Consider the following 24,906-nt stretch of genomic DNA (forward strand, 5'->3'; position numbering starts at 1 on the left):
ATCTTTGTGTCGAACAAAAAAAGAAATATATATGATAACGTTAGACCAACTACATGATGTGTTGGAGCGCGAGAAAGCGCTGAGGGGGTATCTTTGACATAGATGGTAAAACCATCCAGTTAGAAGAGGAAGAATTACGTACGCAAGATCCTGGATTCTGGGAAGATGCTAAGAAGGCAGAAATCCAGATGAAGAAAGTAAAGGAGTTGAAAAAGTGGATTGAGCTTTACAACGAAGTACAAGGTGCTGCCGAGGAATTGCAATTGGCTTACGATTATGTAAAAGAAGAAATTCTTACAGAAGAAGAAGTTGATCAACTCTACGCTAAAGCTATTCAGTTGATTGAAGATTTAGAGTTCCGTAATATGCTCCGTGATGAGGCTGATCAAATGAGCTGTGTGCTTAAAATCAACTCGGGAGCTGGTGGAACAGAAAGTCAGGATTGGGCTTCTATGTTAATGCGTATGTATATGCGTTGGGCAGAAACTAACGGATATAAAATATCAGTAGCAAATTATCAGGAAGGCGACGAAGCCGGCATAAAAACCGTAACAATTAATGTAGAGGGAGATTATGCCTATGGCTATTTGAAGAGCGAAAACGGTGTGCATCGTTTAGTACGTGTCTCTCCTTATAATGCGCAGGGTAAACGAATGACTTCTTTCGCTTCTGTGTTTGTTACTCCGTTGGTAGATGATACAATAGAAGTAAAGATTGATGCGGCAGCCATTTCTTGGGACACTTTCCGCTCGGGAGGTGCCGGTGGACAGAATGTAAATAAAGTGGAGTCAGGCGTACGTTTGCGTTACCAATTTAAAGACCCGTATACGGGAGAGGAAGAGGAAATCCTTATTGAAAACACCGAAACCCGCGATCAGCCAAAGAATCGCGAAAATGCAATGCGCCAGTTGCGTTCAATCTTGTATGATAAAGAGTTGCAACATCGTATGGCGGAACAAGCTAAAATAGAAGCCGGAAAGAAAAAGATTGAATGGGGTTCACAAATCCGCAGTTATGTTTTTGATGACCGTCGTGTAAAAGACCATCGTACAAATTATCAGACGTCTGATGTTAATGCAGTTATGGATGGAAAGATTGATGGTTTTATTAAGGCATATCTCATGGAGTTTGCGGGAACTGAGAATACCGAAAGATAGCTATGGCGATGACATGGGAAACGCAGAAAATATAAGAGAGCTTTTATGTAAAATATCAGAAGACAATATGATTGCATTTAATCAGTTTTATGATTGTTTTTATGTAAAGGTCTTTCGTTTTTGCTATTGTATTCTTCGTAATAAAAATGCTTGCGGTGAGGTCGTTTCCGATGTTTTTTTATCTGTCTGGCAGTCTAGAAAACGGTTGCTCGATATTCTTAACATGGAACTATATTTATATATAATAGCCAAGAATACGTGCTACCGTTACATGAAAAATGAGAAATCATCGGAGTATGTAATGTTGGACGAAATCCCTGTTTCAGTAGAAAGATTGGAAGATAACCCTGAAAATGATTTGTTAGCTAATGAAATAGAGAATACTTTAACCGAAGTAATAAATAAGCTGCCTGAAAAAAGCCGTATTATTTTTTTAATGTCCCGCCAGGATGGGCTTAAATATAGAGAAATAGCAGAAATATTAGGATTGGCGGAAAGTACGGTTCATGTACAAGCGCGAATAGCCATAAAAAAGATAGTAGAACAGATGAAAAAATACTATCCGGATATTGATTTTGTAGTATTTCTTTTGTTGTTACTAAAATAATTGATAAAAAATAGACTTTCCTTTAAACTATTTTCTTGATATATGACTCCTATCTATAAAAAGAGGAGTTATTATATGGAAAAACCATCAAAAAATAGCGAAATAAAGCAAGGGAAAAACGATATAGTTGAGCGAATTAATGTATTTTCTTCTGTCGATTCTTTGGCAGAAAATCTAAAAGAAGATATAAGGGAACGTACCTTCCATAAAATTAATCGGGCAAGACGTCATTCATTCATATTTAAAATTACTGCGGCAGCTGCTGTGGTAGCTATTCTAATTTCATTAAGTACCTATTTCTATATAGATAATAGAATGATACCGGATATGCTGGTACAGGTTAATGCTATGGATGGTGAAATAAAAGAGTTGTTTTTACCGGATTCTTCAAAAGTTGTATTAAATAGCGGGTCTTCAATTGAATATAATACTAATTTTCATAAAAATAGAAATGTAAAACTGTCGGGTGAGGCTTATTTTGAAGTTACACATGATAAGAAGTATCCTTTCATTGTTAATTGCGGAACTCTGGATGTACAAGTTTATGGAACTAAATTTAATGTCCAGTCCTATAAAGAATCATTAAATACTGCGGTTACTTTGGTGGAAGGTAAGGTCGGAATTAATGATAGCGAAAGAAAATTAGAACAGATTGTATTGAAACCGGGAGAACAGGTTCTTTATAATAAGAAAAATAATAATTTTTTGAAACGTGAAATAGACACTAGCCTGTATACTTCCTGGCTGGATGGTGAACTCTATTTTGAGAAAAACAATTTTACGGAGATTGCTGCAATATTGAGTTATCGTTTTAATAAAAAGCTTATTGTTACTTCGGACAATTTAAAACAGCTGACTTTTACAGGTCAATTTAAAGCGACCGACAGTTTAGACGAAATTCTTCATATTATCTCTTGGGACAATCGGATAAAATATGATATGAGAAATGATTCTGTTTTCATATATGAGAAATAAAGTTTAATGTTCACCTAATAATACTTGTTATGCTTAATTCTACATGATTACCCGAAATAAAAAAGGCCAGAAAACCCGCCAGTTCTCTGACCTTTTAGCGATTCAAATCTCAAAGTTTAATTTTAAATCAGTACAAAGTTATGAAAAAAAAACCTATTCTGTATCCACGATCATGTATTCGTGGAAAGAGAAAGTTGTTTAATGTCATGAGATTAACATTCATATTCTATTTGTTATCCTTATTATCTGTATCTGCGGTCAATGTACAATCTCAGAATGTCAAGCTTTCATTAAGTTTGAATAATGTTACATTGGAACAGGCGTTGGATGCTGTGAAAAAACAAAGTAATTATTCTTTTTGGTTCAGGGATGATGAAATTAATCTGAAAGAAAGTGTTTCGATAAACGTAAAAAAAGAAAGTCTTGATAATATATTAAGCTCTCTTTTGCTTGATTCAGGACTGAATTATAAGATTGAAGGGGCACATATTATCCTTTATAAGGAATCTGAAAAAAAAGAAAATTCATCTGTTAAGCAGAATGATAATACTGTACGTGGTAAAATTGCGGATCCTACCGGACAGGGTTTGCCGGGTGTAAACGTGGTAGTAAAGGGGTCTGCCAATGGAGTTGTTTCTGACGTAAATGGTTATTATGTTATCAAGGCACAGAGGGGAGATATCCTGGTGTTTTCATATATAGGGTTCAAGTCGCAGGAAGTTACTGTTGGCAGAAGTCCTTCTTTAGATGTTATTTTGCAAGAAGATGTACAGGAACTGGACGAAGCGGTTGTTGTCGGTATGGGTAAACAAAGAAAAGCGAGTGTTATTGGGTCTATAGCTGCCGCTCCGGTAGAAAACTTAAGAATCCCGCAACGTTCACTTACTTCTGCTCTTTCTGGACGTATTGCCGGGGCTGTTGTGGTTCAGCGTTCCGGTGAACCGGGACAGGATAATGCCGATTTCTGGGTACGCGGTATATCTTCTTTCGGAGCTAATCAAAAACCGTTGGTTCTGGTTGACGGCGTTGAACGTGATATGTCTGATTTGTCTATAGAGGAAGTAGAGTCTATCTCTATTCTGAAAGACGCTTCTGCAACTGCCGTTTATGGCGTTCGGGCTGCTAATGGCGTAGTTTTGGTAACTACACGTAAAGGAGTTGCACAAAAACCTACGGTAGAAGTAAAACTTGAATACGGAATGTCCGATCTTCCGAATGTTCCTAAATTGCTGGGAGGTGCTGATTATGCAATGTTATATAATGAGGCATTTGGACAAGAGAATTATTCCCAAGATTATATTGATAATTTGAGAAATAATGTAAATCGTTTTTTGTATCCGAATGTAAATTGGTTTGATGAGCTTTTTAAAAAATATTCAACGAATGCCAATGCTTCATTAAACATTCGGGGTGGTGGTGAAAGAGCTCGTTATTATATTAGTGCCAGTTTCATAGAAGATAATGGTAACTTAAAAAACAGTCCGGAAAATGATTATAAATCGAATGTGACGCTTCGCCGTTATAATTTCCGTTCTAATGTCGACGTAACGTTAACGAAAACAACTACCTTAAATATTGAATTAGGGGCGAATTTAACAGATACACATCAACCCGGAGTTGGTAATGAAACTTTATATGGTACTTATTATACACCGGTTGAAATGCTGTATTATTATACTTATTTGTCTACTCCGTTATCGTGCCCTGTCAGACTTCCTATAGGTACGAATGCAGATGGCAGTACAAAATGGGGGTGGGGAGCTCCGGCTCAGGTTGGTGAAGTGAACCCTGCTGAACGTTTGTATGGTTCTGGTTATAATAAGTTATTCCGTACGCAGATCATGAGTCAGATCATATTAAATCAGGACTTGTCTTTTTTCTTGGATGGTTTAGATTTCAGAGGATCGTTTTCTTTTGACTCATATAGCCAAACAATTCAAAACCGGCGTAAAACATCCACTACTTATTCCGTGGATGGAGTGGATGATGAAACTGGGAATTTAATATTTTCAGAAGTAGATAAAGGAGCGGATTTTCTGGGTTATAAGGTAGTTCCTACAAGTAATCGTGCAGAAGAGTTAAAATTACAATTGAACTATAATCAACTGTTTAATGATATGCACCGAGTAGGTGCAATGGTTATGTATTATCAGCGTGATTATGTTGATGGTACGGCAGAGAGTGCAATAAAATCACTACCTTATAAGAAACAGGGTTTGGCTTTTAGAGGAACTTATGCTTATAAAGACAAATATTTTGCAGAGTTCAATGTGGGGTATAATGGTTCTGAAAACTTTCCGAAGGGACATCGTTTCGGTGTATTTCCGGCAGGAGCTTTAGGATATCTTATCTCTAATGAATCATTCTGGCATGTAGATGCTATTAATGTCTTAAAACTGAGAGGGTCAATTGGGCTTGTAGGGTCCGAGTCATTACCTGAGAATATGAGGTTCGGTTATTTGTCAACATATGGCGGAGGACTGGGGAGCTGGGCTTTTGGATTGACTCCTTCCTATATCAATGGAGTTGGCGAACTACAGGTCGGAGTTCCTGATTTAACATGGGAGAAGGGATTAAAGAAAGATGTCGGAATCGAGTTGAAGATGTTTAATAATGCCGTTTCCCTGGATTTTGACTATTTCCATGAAAAGCGGTCTGATATTTTGATCCAACGGGCATCATTGCCTGCTATTGCAGGATTGAATCAACAGCCGTTTGCAAATATGGGTGTAATGACTAATCAGGGAGTGGATGGTACGCTTGAATTCAACCATAAAATAGGGAAGGTTGAATATCGATTGTACGGAAACTTTACATTTACGCGTAATAAAATTCTGGAAATGGATGAGCCTGAAAAGAAGTGGGCTTATCGTATGAGAACCGGCAACCGTTACAATCAACAATTTGGATTAATAGCGATAGGATTATTTAAGGATCAGGCAGAAATAGATGATCCGTCCACTCCGGTACAAAAATTTGGAGTGGTTCGTCCCGGTGATGTGAGATATAAGGATGTAAACGGTGATGGTGTTATTGATATCGAAGATGAGGTGCCTATTGGTTATTCATCCATACCGGAGATTAACTATGGCTTTGGTACGCAACTGAGCTGGAATGGTTTTGATTTTGGTGTTTTCTTCCGTGGTCAGGCTAATGTTTCGTATGCTTTGGGAGGCTCAACTTTTATTCCGTTTAATGAGGGGGTAGGAAAGGGTAATCTTTTTGAGAAAGCATTAGACCGTTGGACCGAAGAGAATCCGAATCCGAATGCCTTTTATCCCCGTTTGTCTAATGGACGTTCTACTAATAACTGGCAGGCTTCTACCCGTAATATTTACAACGGTAATTTACTGCGTTTGGCAGATATTGAATTGGGATATTCTTTTAAGAAAAAGTGGCTGGCTCCGCTTGGTATAAAAATGCTGCGTGTATATGTTTTGGCTAATAATGTAGCATTATTCTCTAAATGGGATATGTGGGATCCTGAAACAGGTACATCTAATGGTAATAAATACCCACTTCCGAGAAAAGTTAACTTTGGTATCAGAACCTCTTTTTAAATAATACAAATATGAAAAAATATATAATTGGCTTATTTTTCAGCTCTTTCTTGTTTTGCGGATGTTCTGATTATCTGGATAAGCAACCGGATGACATGAAAACGGATAATATGGTTTGGAGTTCGCGGATAGAAACGGAAGGCTATTTATCGAATGTTTATGCTGGTATTCCCCTACATAATTTGCATCAGGATGATCCTTGGTTGGGCTGTGCTGACGAATGTGATTTGTCTTGGGTTGTGTATAATACATATAATATAAATCTGGGAAACTGGACTACAACAAGTAATTTTTATAATAAATACGCACTGTGGTATAGGGCTATTCGTGCTTCTCTGGTTTTTGAAAATAATGTAGACCGCTGTCTTGAGCTGAGTGAAGATTTACGACGGCAATATAAAGCGGAAGTTAAGTTCTTGCGTGGATATTATTATTGGTTATTGATACGCCAGTATGGTCCGGTTGTGTTGATTAAAGAACTGCAATCCAATGATGCGGATTTTGCAAATATGACACGGGCGCCTTTTGACGAATGTGTGGATTATATTTGTGAAATGATGGATGAAGCGGAAAAGGATCTTCCTTTGCATTGGCAGAATAATACCAGTTGGATGGGTAAACCGAATAAGATTGTGTGTAAAGCTGTAAAATCTTTAGTGTTGACATTGGCCGCCAGCCCACAATGGAATGGCAATCAAGAATATGCTAATTTCAGGAATGCAGACGGAACTCCATTGGCTAATACTACGTATGATGAAAATAAATGGAAAAAAGCGGCTGCTGCCAGCCGTGAAGTTATAGATATATCCGAACAGCATCCGGATGCAAATCTGCGTTTGTATAGAAATAATGAAAATGGAGATGGAGAGTTTAATCCTTATAAATCATGCGTAGATGTTCATTTGATAAATTGGAATTGTGAGATTATTTTTGCCCGTTCTGAAAGCAGTAATACGCAAGCTTGGATGATTCACTGTTTCCCTGGTCCTAAAACATTGGGTGGTGTTGGTGCTACTCAGCGCGTTGTGGATGCTTTTTTGATGGAAAACGGAAAACCTATTGAGGATCCTAATTCAGGTTATGTAGAAGATGGTTTTGCAACGCAACCCGGACAACATTGGAACCCGAACAATCGTGCTGTGGATACGGAAGAGGGCCGAATACAAATGATTTCAGATATCCGTCAATCTACTGCTTGGGGACATTGGGCCGGCGAATGGAATATGTATGCAAACCGCGAGCCTCGTTTCTATGCATCTATCATATATAATAAACGGATAATACCTTCTTTACCGGATGATATAGAAAAACGTAATTATTATAATACGGCTGGTCAACAAGACGGTTATGCCCGTGCTGAACTTTATTACGGAGGACGTTCCCGCCAGTCCGGTTCTTACACATTTTTCTCCCGTACGGGTTATTTAGTGTATAAGAACAATGACCCGATGGCGAATATGTATGATCGTGTATACCCTCAGCAGTATGGTAATGTATTTATCCGTTATGCACAAATTATCCTTAATTATATTGAAGCTTTGAATGAATATGATCCCGGAAACCAGGATATACGTAAATATTGGGATATGATTCGCAGCAGGGCAGGAGTTCCCAGTGCCTTTATAGCCAGTCCTCAAATTGCAGGTAGCAAGGATTTGCAGCGGGAATTTATCCTCAGAGAGCGCCAGATAGAATTGTGTTTTGAAGGCGATCGCTATTTCACTACCCGTCGTCGCTGGTTGGCTCATACGCCGGATAATGGCGCCGGAGTGGATAAACGCGTATATGGAGATGGCGGACGGATGTTTGGTATGGATATTAATGCCGGGGATGCGAATACAAATAACTTTGGGTTTACAGATTTCTATAAAAGAGTTCCTTTTGAAACTCGCGTATTTGAAAAAGCATATTACCTTTTCCCGATACCTGAAACAGAAATAGAGAAAAGTAAAGGATTGGTTCAAAATCCATGGTGGTAATATTAAAAAAGAAATATATCATGAAGAAAATAATTATACTGTCGGGTGCAATATTGTGTACCTTGCTTAACCTCACATCTTGTCATGAAGATGGACTGGATGATTCCATTCCTTTGAATCCGGTGATGACTCCAATTAAGTCAGTCACCGCACAGGATGGGGATGAAACGGTAGCTGCTGTAATAACGGATAAAAATAAAACGATAGAACTTAGCTTAAAGAACTTGACAAGCTTGTCTAATGTAGATATTCATTTGAGTATTTCGAAAAGGGCCAGGTTGGTATCTCCTGCCGATTCTATTCTGACGGTAGACCTTACACAGCCTTATGAAATTGTGGTAAACAATCTTATTAAAGATGTTACTTACACATTAACGGCTTCTATTCCGGAGTTTGTTCAGATTGATAATACGAAACATAAAGCTTATTTATTGTCAAATGATTCCCGGGCGTTAGAGGGGGACATAAATAAATTATGGGATGGCAAAAGAATGTCTAAGCCGGAAGCTTATGATGAGGTTAATTATGGAAACTATCTTTGTGGAACTGACGACGGGCCTTCCTCTTTTACGTTCGATATAGGAGAATCTATACATCTTTACCGTTTCCGTGCCAGCTTGTATTGGGCATATACAAATGTTTGCCCCAAACGATATGAACTGTGGGGTTACCTGGGAGAAGGTGAGCCTTCAAAAAGCGGAGATTGGAGTGAATGGACGAAATTGGGTGATATAGATAATTCGGAATCTTTATTAGCTGATTTCGGAGAAGGAGATAACATATATATAGAAAAAGAGAATAGCCCGAAGGTTCGCTATTTAAGACTTCGTTGCCTGGAGAATTACAGGGGAGATAACTCTTCATCTTTCTCTCTATGTGAGGTTACAGTATGGGCATATAATATGTAATCTTATATGCTTTTCAGCCAATTGAATACAAATATATGGATTATTAGAGTGGATAAATAATAGAAAAGATTTGTTTCAATTGGCTGATTTTACATGTTTTGAAAAAGTAAAAATGAAAATAGTAAGAAGAGTAATGGGACGATATTTTTTACAATACTTATTTGTTTGTTTGACTTGTGTTTTTTGTTTTTCCTGTAGTTCCGATGATAATCCGGAGCCGGAACCGGAAAAACCTTCTTCTGAGGATCCTGGTTTCCCTTGGGAGGAAGAGCGTACACAAATATTGTCTACCAGAGATATGGTATTAATTTACGGAGGTGGGGCTCATAGAACTACCATATGGGATAAAGAACATTTATCTTCTTATGTAACCTATAAAGATGAAACGGGCAAGGAACATTGGCTTTTTGATAGTTATCTTTTCCTCGAAATTCATAATGGAAAAGATAAAATGTTTGCATCAGGTTATACTCAGACTCCCGCTAATCAAAGAGATTGGATGGACTTGGTTGATTATTATTTTCAGTCTAAAATAGCTGTAGGCGCATTGGATAAATGTATAGGCGAAGCTGCGGAGCGGATAGGAAAGCCTTCTGAAAAACATAAGATAGTTATTGGATTACCCGAACCTATTTTCGGACAGAAGGATTGGGGATCGCTTAAAGATGGAATAATGCTTGATTTTTCCAGCTCATTGGATCGGATTGATGCTTGCAAATGGTATATTGACTATGTCCGTAAGAAATTTAAAGCATTAAAAGTCGCTAATATTGAACTAGCCGGATTTTATTGGATCGCGGAAGAAGCTACTAATACCCGGACTATAGTAAGGGATATTGCGGCTTATTTGAATGAATTAAAATATAGCTTTAATTGGATTCCTTATTTTAACTCGGATGGATATAATGAATGGAAAAATCTGCGTTTTAATTATGCTTTTCTCCAACCGAATTATTTTTTTAATGAAACAGTTCCCTATTCCAGACTCGATGAAGCTTGCCAGATAGCGATAAAGAATGGAATGGATATGGAAGTTGAATTTGATGAAAATGTATTGAGCGTTAATAATGGAGGAGGACGGCTCTATGATTATATGAAAGCCTTCAAAGAAAACAACGTTTGGAATAGCAAGCGTTTGGCTTATTATCAAGGCAATAGTGCCTTGTATTTGCTGAGTGTTTCTGCCGATCCTTCTGACAATCGGCTATATCATGAATTCTGTCATTTTATCATTGAACGTCCCGGTATAAAGTAGTTTATCGTAAAAAATGCAGGAAACGCTTGCAGGATTCAGTATTATTCCCTAAGTTTGCATCCGATTTCAGAATACTTTCCTGAACAGGTCCCATAGCTCAGTTGGTTAGAGCACCTGACTCATAATCAGGGAGTCCTTGGTTCAAGCCCAAGTGGGACCACATTTATAAATCGCTTAAATACTTTAATGAGGTATTTGGGCGATTTTTTTTTGAGTTATATTTGAAAATATGCCCGCATTGTGCCTGCGTCTTGAAATAAGCAAGTGGATCATGCGGGTATTTTTACATTTTGATTACTTTTACAACACGAGATCTCAGTTTCGCATATTATGCACTTGGGATAGTTCTTATACAAATGCGCCCGTCTGACTTTCTGTATTAATGGACAGGCGGAGTTAAAGTAATTAGGATATAATGAAAAATGAGAATGAAGTATAGCGAGTACGAGTATTTGCTATACAACAAAGTAGGTAAAAAGAATATGAGCAAAAAAGAGAAAATAACCGTACAGGGTACGGAAATAACTGTTATTTCTGAGAAAAATAACGATTATATTTGCCTTACTGATATGGTAAAGGGTCAAGAGGGCGAAGATCATATCCGCAACTGGATGCGCAATCGCAATACCCTTGAGTTTCTTGGTGCTTGGGAGATGTTGCACAACCCCGCCTTTAAAGGTGTCGAATTCGACACCTTTTTGCATGAGGCTGGGGCAAACCGTTTTAATATGACACCCCGCAAATGGATTGAGGCAACTGATGCTATTGGTGTGATTTCCCAAGCAGGGCGAAACGGTGGAACTTACGCTCATAAAGATATTGCGTTTGAGTTCGGCTCGTGGCTCAGCCCGGTGTTTAAACTCTATTTGATTACCGAATATCAGCGGCTTAAAGAGGTTGAAAACAATCCGATGCTCGGCGAATGGAACGTAAAGCGAGTGCTTAGTAAAGTGAATTATACGCTTCATACCGATGCTGTCCGTGATTTTATCATTCCTAAAATTGATGTTGAGCGCGAGAAAGCATATGCCTACGCAGATGAAGCCGATATGCTGAACCTCGCTTTGTGGGCTTGTACAGCAAAGCAATGGCGGGAAGCAAATCCCGAATACGCAAAGAAAGGTTTGAATATACGCGATACGGCAAGTATTAACGAATTGGTTGTCTTGGCGAATCTTGAATCGTTTAACGCAGAGCTTTTGAAACGTGATATGGACAAATCCACTCGATACGCCTGTTTGCACGAAATGGCAGAACGCCAACTGACACGTCTCAATGCAATGGACGCAGAAAAAGGATTTCGAAAATTAGAAGGAAAAAAATAAAGATGCTAAGCCTTGCCTCATTCATTCTTTCCACAGAAGAGGTGTTTATCGGATAAAGAGAGAGAAAATATATACGTGTGCTTTCTAAAGATGAGTATGATAGTTTGAGGTGCAATTTTAGCACCTCAAAGCGAGGTAGTACCCGTTACATGCCTTTTTCTTTTACAGAACATGGTGTAACTCAACTTTCTTTTGTTTTAAACAGTGATATATTTTTATATTTAAATGAAATTTATTACTTCCACATTGAGCCCTCTAATTTCAAGAGGTGCATTTAATGGATAGCTGCTTTTATCCTTTATTTTCATACATTTATCTCCTTTGTATAAATGAATATGCCTTGATTTACTGCACTTTTTTCATACATTTGTATAATGTTTTAATGAGTAAAAAAGAAATGAGTCCTTTGTTAACTAAGAATTTGGTATTATTTTCGCTTTTAGTCGTTATGATTGATGTGAAAGGGGAAAATGTTCCTGAATATTCTGATAAGCAGATTTTAACCATCAGTCAGGATCGAAAAATTGTCAAAGGCAAGGTCGTTGACGATAAAGGAGACCCTTTAATTGGAGCTAATATCCTTGAAAAAAGTACGACAAACGGGGTAATTACGGATATAGAAGGACGTTTTACATTGAAATTACAGAATAATGATGTATTGATAATTTCATTTGTAGGATATAAGTCTCAGGAAATACAGGTAAAGGATGATCTGCCTTTGTTGATAGAGATGTCTGAAAATGCAATGCAGTTGGATAATATTGTTGTTACTGCATTAGGTATAGAGAAGAAAGAATCCTCTTTAGTTTATTCAATAAAGCAAATAAACGGAGATGAACTTACCCGGGTTAAAGACCCCAATATGATAAATACGTTAGCCGGTAAAGTATCGGGCGTACAAATTAATAAAACCTCTTCCGGTTTAGGCGCTTCTGCCAAAGTACAAATGCGTGGCATGCGGTCTGTTATCGGAAACAATGAACCGTTGTATGTAATTGACGGTGTCCCTGTTTTGAACTCTTCTAATGAACAGGCTTTTTCAGCTGTCGGTGGAACGGCGGATGCCGGGAATCGTGACGGAGGAGACGGTATCTCTAATTTAAATCCGGAAGATATAGAAAGTATCAGTGTATTAAAAGGCTCTCCCGCCGCCGCCTTATATGGTAGCCAAGCTGCAAACGGCGTGATTTTGATTACTACAAAAAAAGGACATTCCGATGTCCGGAAAATATCATTCTCCGAAAGTCTTAATTTTGATAAAGCTTTTTGTTTGCCTGAATTTCAAAACAAATATGGAGTGAGCGATCAAGTGGAGAGTTGGGGAGAACGACAGGATATGCCGGCTTATGATAATGCCGGTGATTTTTTCAGAACGGGCGTTACGTCAACAACTTCCTTGTCGATAAGTTCCGGTAATGAAAGATATCAGACTTATTTTTCATATGCAAATACATTAGGTAGAGGTATCGTGGACAATAATAACTTGTCTAAGCATAATATCAATCTCCGTGAAACCTCCTCTTTATTCAAAAATTATTTGAATTTGGATGCCAATGTGAATATCTTCCGTCAGACGATTAATAACCGCAATCCGGTTGGCGGTTTTTATATGAATCCGTTGGTCGGCTTATATCGTTTTCCGCGTGGAGTAGATATTTCAGAGTACAAAGAGAATTTTGAAGTTTTTAATTCTTCCCGCAATCTGTATGAACAAAACTGGCATTCGGATATACAGGATTTTGAACAAAATCCCTATTGGGTTATCAATCGTATCCAAAGTAAAGATGTACGTACCCGCCTTATGGCTTCTTTGTCTGCGGAAATAAAAGTGACGGATTGGTTTAAAATTCAGGCGCGCGGCAATATGGATTATATATCCGATAAGATACGGCAGAAATTTTATGCTTCTACTGCTCCTGCCCTGTGCGGCCAGAATGGACGATATATAGAAATGGATTATCAGGAAACAATGTTTTATGGAGATGTTATGGGTATGCTCAATAAAACGTTTGATGACTTTTCCCTTAATGCTGCCCTCGGAGCTAGTGTCAACGACCGTACGGTGAACTCTATCCGGTATGATTCCAAAACGGCTTCCTTGAAATATGCCAATGTGTTTAATATAGCCAACATTATAATGAATAGTGCCGCTTATATAGATCAGCAGATTGATGCTCGCCGAAATTTGCAATCTCTTTTTGGTACAGCTCAGGTCGGATATAAGGACTGTTTATTTTTAGATTTGACTATGCGTAATGACTGGGCCTCTACTTTGGCATATACATCACATGAAAAAACAGGATTTTTTTATCCTTCCATAGGCGGTTCATGGATCATGAATCGTATGATTTCGATGCCTCAATGGGTCTCTTTTTCTAAAATCCGTGCCGTATGGAGTAAGGTGGGAAATGATATTCCATTGTATGTAACCAATCCGGTAGCTCATGTTGGAGCCGGCGGAGAGATCGAATCGTCGGATGCCGCGCCATTTAAAGATATGGAACCGGAAATGACAACTTCTATGGAATTGGGTACGGAATGGAAGTTTTTTGACGGCAGGCTATTCTTTAGCGGGACTTACTATAAGACGAATACACACAACCAATTTTTTAAATTGCCGGCAAAAGCGGGTGATAAATATGCGTATCGTTATGTAAATGCCGGAAATATTCAGAATACAGGATGGGAAGTTGAGGTGGAGTATTATCCTTTGCACAATATGCCGGTAGAGTGGAAAACCTCTGTGAATTTTTCCCGGAACAGGAATAAGGTGGTGAAGCTGCATGAAGAGCTTCCTGTTTTCATTTACGGTCCGCGGGGCTTTTCTTCCAGTTATTCAATGAAGCTTAAGGAAGGCGGGGCTTTTGGCGATATATATGGAAAGGCATTCCGCCGGGATGAAAACGGTCGGATTCTGTATGAGACGGAAGGCGACAAAAAAGGCCTCCCTAAGGTAGAAGGTGATGGGAATCTTATTAAAGTGGGTAATGCGAATCCTGATTTTATGTTGAGTTGGGGAAACAGATTATCTTATAAAAATGTAACCTTGTCGTTCCTGATTGACGGACGTTTCGGAGGCAACCTTCTTTCGCAAACACAAGCCGATATGGATATGTTTGGAGTAACAAAAGCGACAGCCGATGCCAGGGATGCCGGATTTGTTGATTTGGAAGGACATAAAATAGAAGATGTAAAGAGCTTCTATAAAAATATCGTGGGAGGAAGAGCCGGAGTTACGGAATATTATATGTATGATGCAACGAATATCCGGTTAAGAGAGTTGGCTATAGCCTATAATCTTCCGGAAAAATGGATATATGCAACGAAAGTGTTGAAGAACTGCCAACTTTCTTTTGTGGCCCGCAACCTGTTTTTTATTTATAAAAAAGCGCCCTTCGATCCGGATCTTATTCTTTCTACCGGAAATGATAACCAGGGAATAGAGGTGTACGGAATGCCTACCACCCGAAGCTTCGGATTTAGTGTTAAATGTGATTTTTAAAGATAGAATATATATGCGTAATAAGGGTCATATCATATTTTGCATTTTGGCGATGTGTATGCTTTTTGCATGTACGAAGAATTTCCAGGATATCAATACCGACCAGTCCGGAATTACCGAAGAGGATATGAACATTGATTTTAAAAATCTGCAAATCCCCTTGGGTATCATACAGCAAGGTATTTATTTCAATTATGATTTCGGTAAAGGCAAAAACTGGCCTTTTCAGATGATGCAGAATCTGAATGCCGATATGTTTAGCGGATATATGCATGACTATAAACCGCTTAATGGAGGGTCTAGCAATTCTGACTATAATCTGCAAGATGGCTGGAACGGTACAAATTGGGGATATACTTATGCTTATATTTTCCCTCAGATAAAGAAGCTGGAAGATTCTACAAAACTACAATATCCCACCATTCACGCGTTGGCTAAAATTCTGAAAGTAGAGGTAATGCATCGTATTTCCGATTATTACGGCCCTATTGTCTATTCCTCATTTGGTGATCCCAGTGGTGAATTTATGCCGGACACGCAACAGGAAGCTTATTACACCTTTTTTGATGATTTGGATATTGCCGTAGACTTACTTGCTGAACATTTAAGTACGGAAAGTACGGCGCCTGATATTGCTACGATGGATATTATTTTGGACGGTAAATATCAATCGTGGATAAAATTTGCCAATTCGTTGCGTATGCGTCTGGCTATCCGGATCGCTATGGCCGATCCTCAAAAGGCGCGTACCGAGTTTGTGAAAGCGTTAAATGATCCTTATGGCGTTTTTGAACTTGCCAATGAGCAGGTTGCCGTTTCTACAAGGGACAGTTATCAAAATCCTTTGGGCGAAATTAACCGGGTATGGAATGAAGCATTTATGAACGCTTCTATGGAGTCGATTTTAAATGGCTATGAAGATCCCCGGCGAGAGGTGTTTTTTGAGCCATGTCCGGACGATGTTTCCATGATCGGGGAGAACGGAGAAAAAAAGGTCGTAAACCTGAAAGGTAAATATAAAGGAATTCGTCAGGGGACTTGCTTTTCCCACTTATTATATGCCTCGCACTCAAAAATATATGTAAATCAAACTACGGATGCTATCCTGATGACGGCGGCAGAAGTGTGGTTTCTCCGGGCGGAAGCTGCTCTGAGAGGATGGACAGGTGAGAATGTGGAAGCTTGTTATCGCCAGGGAGTGAATGTTTCTTTCCAGCAATGGAGAGCGATGGGTGAAGTAGACGGCTATTTGGATAGTGACCGGATTGGCGCCGATTATATAGATGCTTTTGATCCGAACAACAATATAGAAGCTCGTTGTAAAGTATCGCCTCGCTGGTTGGAAACTGCATCTAATGAGGAAAAACTGGAAAAGATCATAACGCAAAAATGGCTGGCGGTATTTCCCGAAGGATGCGAGGCTTGGGCGGAACAACGACGAACCGGTTATCCCAGACTTTTCCCTGTTCGTTTTAATAATAGCCGGAATGGCAGTATTGATACGGAGATTATGATCCGTCGTCTTAATTTCCCGGCAGAACTGGCTGATACTGACCCTGAACAATATCAGGCATTGGTACGGGTTTTAGGTGGGGAAGATAGCGCCGGCGCCCGTTTATGGTGGGATACCGGCCGGAACTTTTGATTCGTTTATAAAAAGGCGGCTGCTTTGTAAAAGACGGAATTGAACGCCCGGTTAATTGAATCGGAGTCTGTTTTGGAATGTAAGGGAAACGGAATCTGATGGGAATATTTAAAAGGAAAATCCAGTTCTTCAAGTATTTTCCCGGAAACTTTCCCTAACGCTTCTATAATACCGTTGGTAGGCATAACGATATCTTTTTTTAGAGATATGGCACGGATACGGTTACAGGCGCGTTGGAAAAATGACTCCCGGTAATCTTGTAATACATCTTTACGGATCATTGCTTTGAATGCTCTTTCAAGGAAATCACTTTTTAGAAGGTCGGCTGACGTCCGGTTTTCCAGAAAATCATGCCGGAAATAGTGGCGTAACCGGTCAAAAGCTTCTTTATCCATAATATCACGCGCGTTACCGTCCATTTCACTGAAAATAGAACCTCCGCAAAACATAAATAAGCGAGAGTCCTTGAACAGCTGGTCCGGATTGGATAGAAGCAATACTTGCGATAACATAGCCCCGATGGAATAAGCAAATAAATTGACAGATGTATCTTCTTTGAATAACGGATGTTGGCCGTTTTTTATCTCATGTACCAGTTGCCATATATTATATACGGATTCACGTCCTGAAATGTAGAACCGCAGCGGGTTGCTGGAAAGCCGGCTGCTGAGAGCCACATTGGCAAAGGTCGAGTTACTGATGTTTTTTACTTCTTCTTTTCGCTTGGTTACCCACGGTAATATGGCCCGGGGATTGTACCAAAGGCTTGGCGTACGGTTCATGTGAAATGCGATGGGAAAAAGAATAACCGGTTTTCCCGTTTCATCGGCAAGATATTCAGCCCAAGCTAAGTACTTTTCCCAGCTTCGTTCATTTAATCCATGTAAAAGGATAATTGCTTTATCTCTCTTTTCTTTTCCCGAAGGAGTAAATACGGTGTATGTAAATGATTTATTTTCTTGTATATGATCGTCTGTTGTCGGACAGAATTCGGTTGGTGAGAGCGCTCGCTGGATTTCGTCTATTTCACTCTCTCCGGTAATCTGTGTGAAACGAAAAGGTATAATTTCCAGCTGGCTACCCTCTGGTTTTACCTTTTTGTCATAAGAAAACAGATTACATAATTCTTGTGTGCGTTGTAAAATATCCATAGCTGCTTGTTTTTTATTGCAAACAAACAATAGAAAAACAAACCGTCAAAATAAATGGTTTTATCACACCCTGTAAGGGGCATAATGTCATATTTAGGGGTAAAATATTGTTATATGGGGCGAAAAAAATGGAGATTGTTGTACATTTGTTCCAAAATATAAAGATAAAAAGTATTATGAGTGTACGAGACTATATGATACCGGAATATATTTATCAGAAGAAAAATATTGTTCGTCTCATTTTGCTTACGGCTCTTTTTGCTTTGGTCTTTATTAATATTTATAAGCCGTTCAGTTCTTCCAGTTGGTATCAGGTTTCCGAATTTAAGTTTTTCCTCTTCTCTAGTCTGATTATTCTGACGGGCGTGCTGGTCGTTGTGATAAGCCGTATCGTGATGTATTTTTGGGGTAAGCGGCACGGGGTAACGATGGCCGGTTATGCTCTTTGGATACTGCTCGAGATATTTTTCATGTCATTATTTTATACGATATATACTTTGGTGTTGAATCCGGAACGTGAATACCTGGCCGTTTTTAAAGAATCGGCTATCAATACAAGCCTTGTTTTGTTGTTGCCTTATTCTGTACTGCATCTGTATTTTTCCTATCAGGAAAAAACGCGTCAGTTACGTCTGCTTGAAGAAGGTCGTGCGGAAGCGGCCATGAAGCAAAATGTGTTTTCTTTCTACGATGAAAAAAACGAACTTCGCTTGTCAGTGAAACGGAGTAACCTGCTGTATCTGGAATCGGCCGATAATTACGTTTGTATCTGGTATCTTAATAAAGGGCAGCTGACCAAATTTATGTTGCGCAACTCTTTAAAAGCAATCGAAGAAAGCCTTGCCGATACGAATGTCTTGCGTTGCCATCGTTCTTATATGGTCAATTTTGATCAGGTAAAGGTGCTTCGCCGGGAGAAAGATGGAATTTATCTCGAAATGGACGTGGAGAAAGTTCCGGACATTCCGATTTCTAAAACATATAGCGGTAAAGTAACAAATTGGTTTATGACTTACTCGTCTTAGTTTGTTACTAACCCTTCTATTGCTAATTTACATTTTGATAATTAACCTCTTCAAGGCTGGCTTTGTCTCTATTGGGGGCTGGCGTCTGTGAAAATAGTGTATTCCTGAGAAGTTGGGAATTGTTATAAATTGAATAATGTCGCATATCTCTTGTTTAAAAGATCAGGATAACCTGTTTTTGTGGTAAATAGAAAGATGTGCTTGTCTTTATTTGTCGAAAAGGTAATCCGAATATGGTTGCCGTTTTGAACGAACCAGCGTAAAAAAAGCGTTTTGAACGATAGAAAAACAGCTGTTTTTCCCGGAAAAGAAATCCTGCTTAACATTTTTTATATCTTGATCCGGTTGAAAAAACTCCCGGATGTTTTTTTATTTTCTTCCGGATGAATTTTTAAAAACATCGGGATGTTCTTTTTTTAGCTGTAAAAGAAATTCATTTGTTAAATAATGTGTATTATTTGTCTGTGGAAGCTCATTTGAAGAGAAAGTGCTGGTTACGAAAAAAGGCGTATATCTGTCTTAATGGATAGATATACGCCCTTTTGATGTTATTTTGATATATCGGTATTTATTCGGTGATGAGAGAGAACTCTCCTATGCCGGCTTGTTTTTGGTTGTCTATGATCCGCGTAACAACCAATTTGACTTGTTGCCCTTTTACAACGGGAAAATAGACTTCCTGTTCAATGGGATTGGCTTTGATGTTGGAAAACTCACCTTCGGCTACTTTTTTGTTATCTATGAGCAATTGGTAGTTGGAAATATGTCCGCCGGCATCACGTTCCTGATTGGGAGTATATAAGAATCCTCTTATTGCATACTCTTTGTCCAGCCGGATTATTAATTCTTGTTTCCCTTTGGGCAGATAGTAGGCGGTGTAACCATTTCCATCAAACATATGGGATGTATTTTCTTCTTTAGGGAAGATCACTGTATAACTGTACGACGGAATATCGAAATTTCTGGAGGAAACCGGGCTGCTCTTCTGGAAAGTTGCATCATACGCAATCGCTTTTACTGTCCCTTTTTGTGCAAAAGAAAAAGGAGCTTTATAGAATGGAGAGTCTTTGGTCGGCTCTGTTCCGTCTGTTGTATAGTGTATTTCCGACCCTTGGTCTCCGGCTTGAATGGTTATTTCATCCTTTAAGTTGCGGGAAATAACGGGCTCTGTTATTATTGCCGGAGCTAAAAATGCCTCTACATTATTAATACAAAGAGGACCGCGGGCATCTGTGAAGTTGATACGTATTTTTTCTGTCTTTACAGTCGGGAAACGTACGATGCGTTTGTAACCTACTGTGGTAGTAGAATTGATAGGTTCAACCGGCATCCAATGGCCGTTTTGTTCATATTCTATATTAAATGAACGTACACGCTGCCCTAATGGGATATACTCTTGTATCAGGATACGATTTAGTTCCGAAAGCTTGGTGAGCGTGAAAGTGAGCGAACCGTTGTGAATGCCGTCTTCCGTAGACCAGTACGAATCCCAATTCCCATCGGTTGCATTATGAGCGCAAAACTTTCGTCCGCGTGTATTGCTCGCTTCTGCATAACAGCCTTTCAGTAAGTTTGTTTTCAAATCGTTTTGGATTGTTTGATACCATTCTACCGCCCTGACGGAGTCTTGCGGACTTATCTTTCCGCTCAAGGCTACCGGGAAGTTCAGCAGGAAATTTGCATTATGTCCTACACTGCGATAATACAAATCGACCAGTTTAGCCAATGATTTTACTTGATGGTCTTCACGGGAGTGATAGAACCATCCCGGACGAATAGACACGTCGCATTCTCCTCCCAGCCACTTGTCACCATCTTCCATGCCCCATTGGCTTTGCCGGTAGTTCGTCTCTTTGTCATACGAATAAGGACACCACTGCGTATCGCCGGCCCATCCTTCTTCATTGCCTATCCAACGAATGTCGGGTACGGTTCCTCCAAATATCATTACATCCGGATGATACGCTTTGATCGTGTCTCGCGCCTCTTCATATTTATAATAAGTTGCAGGATCGATGGAGCGGGTTTCGTCAGCCCCGCCATACCAGCCGTTACCTCCGTTTGCCCCATCGAACCAATATTCAAATAAAGGTCCGTAGTTGCTTACCAGTTCGTGCATCTGGGCATGGAATTTTTTTACATAGTCTGGAGTGCCGTAATTGGCACTGTTTCTGTCCCAGGGCGAAAGATATATGCCGAACTTAAGGCCATATTTGCGGCAGGCGTCAGACAATTCTCTAACCATATCGCCTTGCCCGTTTTTCCAGGGAGAATTCTTTATGCTGTATTCGGTTGTCTCCGTAGGCCATAAACAAAATCCGTCATGATGTTTTGCCGTTAAAATGACCCCTTTTAATCCGGCAGCCTTGATTGTACGTACCCATTGGTCGCAATCAAGGTCGGTAGGATTGAAGGTAGAAGCGGGAGTATTTCCATATCCCCATTCCAGATCATTAAAAGTGTTCAGCCCGAAGTGAACGAACGCATACGTTTCCATTTTGTGCCATGCCACTTGTGCCGGTGTCGGGACAGGAAGAACAGGCGTTGGTGCAGGCGTGTCTTTGCATGAAGCAAGCAGCAACCCCAATCCTAAGATAAAGCAGGTGTTTAAGTGTTTCATTATTAAACGGTGTTAGATTATGATGGACAAAGATACTATAAAGAAATCTATCGTCGAAATTAAAATAATGGGAAGATAGTGTCTGCCTTATTAAGATTTATCGCTATCTTCGCTCGTTAAAATGGAAAACCAACACTGTCCTACAAATGCGTGATGTGAGTATTGAATTTAAGACGATATAAGGAGGAATATAGATGGACTTACAAGAAGTATATGATAAACTCTCATTCACAGATGATTGCCTTATACGGTTGTCAGATAAGAACTGGAAAAAAAAGGTAGTGCTTCCAAGTCGTGTCTGTCGTTTGCTGGAAGAAAATGAATTATTAAGGACTTTAGATGCTTTCTTCTGTTTCGACAACAAACCTCTTATTCTGTTTTTTAAAGATCCCCAAGATAGAAAGGCTCTACATCAAGCTATCTGGAACTTCAATGAATCCCCAATCGCTATTATTGTTGAAAACAATGTAGTTGAAATATTCAATGGTTTTGCTATTGATGAAAATAGACAATTATTGAATAAGTTGGGCGGAAATGAAACTTTAAATGATTTTAGTTATTTTGAGTTAGTAACCGGCAAAACATGGGAAAAGTATAATGATGATATAAATCATAAAAACAGAGTTGATTATCGCTTATTGGAGAATATTGAAGCTGTACAAAAACTCTTGAAGGAAAAAGGCTTAGCCCAAACAACGGCAAATGCCCTATTGGGCAAAATAATCTTTTTCAGGTATCTTATAGATCGTCACGTTAGGCTTAACTATCAAGAGAAAGAACTATGGAGTAATGAAGATTTATGTAATTGTTTAAGTAAAAGAGATGAATTTATCGCTTTTATACGGCATATAGAAAATAAAGATATGGGTTTTAATGGAGATATGTTTCGTCTAAGTGAGAGTGAGTTCAATACAATAGGCCAAGATGCACTAGATGTTCTTATCAGATTGTTGCGAAGTGAAGAAATCTTGACGGGACAACAATCTTTATTTGATATATATGATTTTTCTATTCTGCCAATAGAGTTTATCAGCAATATGTATGAGAAATTTATTGGAAAAGAAAATCAAGAGGATGAAGGTGCTTATTATACACCTACTTTTTTAGTTGATTATATTGTATCTGAAACGATAGGAAAAAAATTAAATGAATCAAATGATTATAATTGTAAAGTTCTAGACCCGGCTTGTGGATCCGGAATATTTTTGGTTGAATCATTACGAAAAATCATAGAAAAGTACATAGCGATCAATGAAATAACGGATACTAATACAGATGATTTCAGACAAGCATTAAAGAATATAGCTCAAAATAATATTTTTGGCATAGACAAAGATCCGAGCGCAATACAAGTCGCTATATTTTCCGTTTATTTAACGTTACTTGATTATCAAAAACCTGCTGATATCGGGAAATTTAAATTTCCCAATTTGATAGGAACGAACTTTATTTGTAGTGATACTTTTAATCTGGATAATAAGGATTTGAAAGCCTTGGAAGATAAAAGGGTTCATTTTGACTACATAATAGGTAATCCTCCTTGGAAAAGGGGTGGAGTAAAAAAGAATTCTTGTTGCGAAAAGTATTTAAAGCAAAAAGGATATTTAGATAAGGTTGGAAATAAAGAATTAGCTCAAGCCTTTGTTTTTCGAACTCTTGATTTTACTAATTCCAGAACACAATGTGCATTGATTCTTGTTAGTAAAGTGTTATATAATCTCAATAGTAATAAATTCCGTACTTTCATACTTGATAATTTGTTTATCAATCAAGTCTTTGAATTAGCTTCGGTTCGAAAAGAAGTCTTCAATAAATCTAATGATTCTGCTATTGCACCTGCTTGTGTATTATTTTACAGGAGTTCAAATGGGGAATTGACAGATTGTAACATAATGGAACATATTGCATTAAAGCCAAGTCGTTTTTTTTCTTTATTCAAAATCTTTAGTTTAACAAGAAGTGATATTCAAAAGATTCAGCAAGACAGATTAAAAAAATATGATTGGCTTTGGAAAGTGTTGGTCTATGGTTCTTATTTAGACTTTGTTTTTATAAAACGATTAAAGTCATATAAAACCATATTGGAAACAATAAAAACAGATTATTATGTTAAACAAGGTTATAAGGAGAAAGATGGCAGTAAAAAAATTGACACAAAAGAGCTTAAAGGATGGAATTTAATAAAAAACAAAAATATAGAACAGTATTATAGTCCCAATGACTTTGACGAATGGGATAAAAATAATGTCGGATATATTTATAGAGAAAAACAGATAATTAATACTGCAATATATAAAGCTCCATTTCTGATAATGAAAGATGGCGTGCTTCCAAATTTGAAATCAGTTACTGCAATATGTTACACCGATGCAATTTATAACGATTCAATCACTGCAATAGTCAGTAAAAATGGGAATAACAGTTATTCCGTATTACGTAATATTATGGGGTTGCTTAATTCATCTTTAGCGGCATATCAAAACTTGTTAACATTCAGCTCTTCGGGCATAGAACGTGAGCATACTCATGATAGAGAAAAACTTTCATTACCTTATATTCAAGACCTTAACCTCGCGGTTGAGAAAATGGAAGTTGTAATAAACGAATATCATTCCTCTGCAATGTCGGATGTTTACATTGAACAACAAGGGTTAAATTTATATGAGGATATCAATAGGCTTATTTATAAAAAGATGAATTGCTCTGATTTAGAATTATGTTTAATTGATTATGCTTCAAGTATATCTATCCCCATGGCTATAAGACCGAAAGGCTATGAAGAAGTGTTTAGTATGATAAGGCAAAACGATTCGCTTTTAAAAGAATATGCCCAAGTGTATATAGACCGTTTTGCTAATAGCTTTAATAGGAATGGGAAGCGTTTTATGGTTGAAATTTTATACTCTAGACAAGTTATAGGAATGTATTTTAAAGTAATTGATGAGAGTATGTTTATTGATGAGGTCGTTTTTACCTCTGATAATGAAAACTTATTACCTATTATTATAGCACTAACCTCTGAGAAATTGACTGATGCATTATTTGTACAAAAGGATGTCCGGGGATTTGAAAAGGAATACTTTTATATTTTCAAGCCAAATGAAAAACGTTTATGGCACAAGGCAGTTGCACATTTAGATGTTAATGAATTTGATGACGCAATGTTAAGTGTGGGGAGGAATAGGGAATGATAAACA

At 38.3% G+C, this 24,906-nt stretch carries 15 protein-coding genes and 1 tRNA gene; 14 read left to right on the forward strand and 2 right to left on the reverse strand.

The genetic code is table 11. The features are described from left to right. Positions 1–31 precede the first annotated feature (31 nt). The 12 genes from prfB (at position 32) to C1721_RS06650 (ending at position 16,913) form a co-directional block, all read left to right on the forward strand. Positions 32–1,157, forward strand: a protein-coding gene (prfB, locus tag C1721_RS06595) for a peptide chain release factor 2 (protein ID WP_102407661.1) whose coding sequence is annotated in 2 segments (ribosomal slippage) — positions 32–94 and positions 96–1,157 — 1,125 coding nt in all. Because the reading frame shifts where the segments join, the coding sequence is not laid out codon by codon here. Positions 1,158–1,224: 67 nt separating this feature from the next. Then, a complete protein-coding gene (locus C1721_RS06600; RefSeq protein ID WP_234347599.1) occupies positions 1,225–1,764 on the forward strand; it encodes an RNA polymerase sigma factor in 540 nt (179 codons plus the stop codon). Positions 1,765–1,839: 75 nt separating this feature from the next. Beyond that, positions 1,840–2,739 carry a FecR family protein gene (locus C1721_RS06605; protein ID WP_159063550.1) on the forward strand — a complete coding sequence of 300 codons (900 nt, stop codon included), beginning with the start codon at positions 1,840–1,842 and terminating at the stop codon, positions 2,737–2,739. A gap of 140 nt (positions 2,740–2,879) precedes the next feature. Continuing rightward, positions 2,880–6,299 (forward strand): SusC/RagA family TonB-linked outer membrane protein, encoded by a 3,420-nt coding sequence (locus C1721_RS06610; RefSeq protein WP_102407664.1) that lies wholly within the window; start codon positions 2,880–2,882, stop codon positions 6,297–6,299. An 11-nt stretch (positions 6,300–6,310) separates the two neighbouring features. Next, entirely contained in the window at positions 6,311–8,278 is a 1,968-nt protein-coding gene (locus tag C1721_RS06615) for a RagB/SusD family nutrient uptake outer membrane protein (protein WP_102407665.1), read from the forward strand. A 20-nt stretch (positions 8,279–8,298) separates the two neighbouring features. Beyond that, on the forward strand, positions 8,299–9,186 hold the full coding sequence (locus tag C1721_RS06620) for a DUF5000 domain-containing lipoprotein (RefSeq protein WP_159063551.1): 888 nt from the start codon (positions 8,299–8,301) through the stop codon (positions 9,184–9,186). Positions 9,187–9,298: 112 nt separating this feature from the next. After that, entirely contained in the window at positions 9,299–10,441 is a 1,143-nt protein-coding gene (locus tag C1721_RS06625; protein ID WP_234347371.1) for a DUF4855 domain-containing protein, read from the forward strand. 86 nt (positions 10,442–10,527) lie between these two features. Beyond that, positions 10,528–10,601, forward strand: a tRNA-Ile gene (locus C1721_RS06630). A gap of 322 nt (positions 10,602–10,923) precedes the next feature. After that, complete coding sequence (locus C1721_RS06635; protein WP_102407668.1) at positions 10,924–11,766, forward strand: KilA-N domain-containing protein; 843 nt, start codon at positions 10,924–10,926, stop codon at positions 11,764–11,766. Between the two features lie 77 nt (positions 11,767–11,843). After that, positions 11,844–12,044, forward strand: coding sequence for an ORF6N domain-containing protein (locus C1721_RS16475; protein ID WP_338117692.1), 201 nt, complete (start codon positions 11,844–11,846; stop codon positions 12,042–12,044). A 104-nt stretch (positions 12,045–12,148) separates the two neighbouring features. Next, positions 12,149–15,268: a SusC/RagA family TonB-linked outer membrane protein gene (locus C1721_RS06645; protein WP_199830399.1), complete on the forward strand. Its 3,120-nt coding sequence runs from the start codon at positions 12,149–12,151 to the stop codon at positions 15,266–15,268. Between the two features lie 13 nt (positions 15,269–15,281). Further along, positions 15,282–16,913 (forward strand): SusD/RagB family nutrient-binding outer membrane lipoprotein, encoded by a 1,632-nt coding sequence (locus C1721_RS06650; protein ID WP_102407669.1) that lies wholly within the window; start codon positions 15,282–15,284, stop codon positions 16,911–16,913. A 5-nt stretch (positions 16,914–16,918) separates the two neighbouring features. On the opposite strand, the gene C1721_RS06655 is transcribed toward C1721_RS06650, so the two are convergent. Then, a complete protein-coding gene (locus tag C1721_RS06655) occupies positions 16,919–18,064 on the reverse strand; it encodes a DUF6051 family protein (RefSeq protein WP_102407670.1) in 1,146 nt (381 codons plus the stop codon). Between the two features lie 176 nt (positions 18,065–18,240). Here C1721_RS06655 and C1721_RS06660 point away from each other — a divergent pair, with 176 nt between their 5' ends. After that, positions 18,241–19,089 carry a LytR/AlgR family response regulator transcription factor gene (locus tag C1721_RS06660; RefSeq protein ID WP_102409289.1) on the forward strand — a complete coding sequence of 283 codons (849 nt, stop codon included), beginning with the start codon at positions 18,241–18,243 and terminating at the stop codon, positions 19,087–19,089. Between the two features lie 568 nt (positions 19,090–19,657). Here C1721_RS06660 and C1721_RS06665 read toward each other — a convergent pair. Next, positions 19,658–21,709 (reverse strand): alpha-L-fucosidase, encoded by a 2,052-nt coding sequence (locus tag C1721_RS06665; protein WP_102407671.1) that lies wholly within the window; start codon positions 21,707–21,709, stop codon positions 19,658–19,660. A 194-nt stretch (positions 21,710–21,903) separates the two neighbouring features. Here C1721_RS06665 and C1721_RS06670 point away from each other — a divergent pair, with 194 nt between their 5' ends. After that, positions 21,904–24,900 carry an Eco57I restriction-modification methylase domain-containing protein gene (locus C1721_RS06670; protein WP_102407672.1) on the forward strand — a complete coding sequence of 999 codons (2,997 nt, stop codon included), beginning with the start codon at positions 21,904–21,906 and terminating at the stop codon, positions 24,898–24,900. Positions 24,901–24,906: the final 6 nt, after the last annotated feature.

It is taken from the genome of Parabacteroides bouchesdurhonensis, from assembly GCF_900186615.1.
Taxonomy (GTDB): Bacteria; Bacteroidota; Bacteroidia; order Bacteroidales; family Tannerellaceae; genus Parabacteroides; species Parabacteroides bouchesdurhonensis.

What these genes read in the sequence shown, in the direction of transcription:
- C1721_RS06600 (WP_234347599.1), top strand. Translation starts at nt 1,225, where the DNA reads ATGATTGCATTTAATCAGTTTTATGATTGTTTTTATGTAAAGGTCTTT.
- C1721_RS06605 (WP_159063550.1), top strand. Translation starts at nt 1,840, where the DNA reads ATGGAAAAACCATCAAAAAATAGCGAAATAAAGCAAGGGAAAAACGAT.
- C1721_RS06610 (WP_102407664.1), top strand. Translation starts at nt 2,880, where the DNA reads ATGAAAAAAAAACCTATTCTGTATCCACGATCATGTATTCGTGGAAAG.
- C1721_RS06615 (WP_102407665.1), top strand. Translation starts at nt 6,311, where the DNA reads ATGAAAAAATATATAATTGGCTTATTTTTCAGCTCTTTCTTGTTTTGC.
- C1721_RS06620 (WP_159063551.1), top strand. Translation starts at nt 8,299, where the DNA reads ATGAAGAAAATAATTATACTGTCGGGTGCAATATTGTGTACCTTGCTT.
- C1721_RS06625 (WP_234347371.1), top strand. Translation starts at nt 9,299, where the DNA reads ATGAAAATAGTAAGAAGAGTAATGGGACGATATTTTTTACAATACTTA.
- C1721_RS06635 (WP_102407668.1), top strand. Translation starts at nt 10,924, where the DNA reads ATGAGCAAAAAAGAGAAAATAACCGTACAGGGTACGGAAATAACTGTT.
- C1721_RS06645 (WP_199830399.1), top strand. Translation starts at nt 12,149, where the DNA reads ATGAGTAAAAAAGAAATGAGTCCTTTGTTAACTAAGAATTTGGTATTA.
- C1721_RS06650 (WP_102407669.1), top strand. Translation starts at nt 15,282, where the DNA reads ATGCGTAATAAGGGTCATATCATATTTTGCATTTTGGCGATGTGTATG.
- C1721_RS06655 (WP_102407670.1), bottom strand. Translation starts at nt 18,064, where the DNA reads ATGGATATTTTACAACGCACACAAGAATTATGTAATCTGTTTTCTTAT.
- C1721_RS06660 (WP_102409289.1), top strand. Translation starts at nt 18,241, where the DNA reads ATGAGTGTACGAGACTATATGATACCGGAATATATTTATCAGAAGAAA.
- C1721_RS06665 (WP_102407671.1), bottom strand. Translation starts at nt 21,709, where the DNA reads ATGAAACACTTAAACACCTGCTTTATCTTAGGATTGGGGTTGCTGCTT.
- C1721_RS06670 (WP_102407672.1), top strand. Translation starts at nt 21,904, where the DNA reads ATGGACTTACAAGAAGTATATGATAAACTCTCATTCACAGATGATTGC.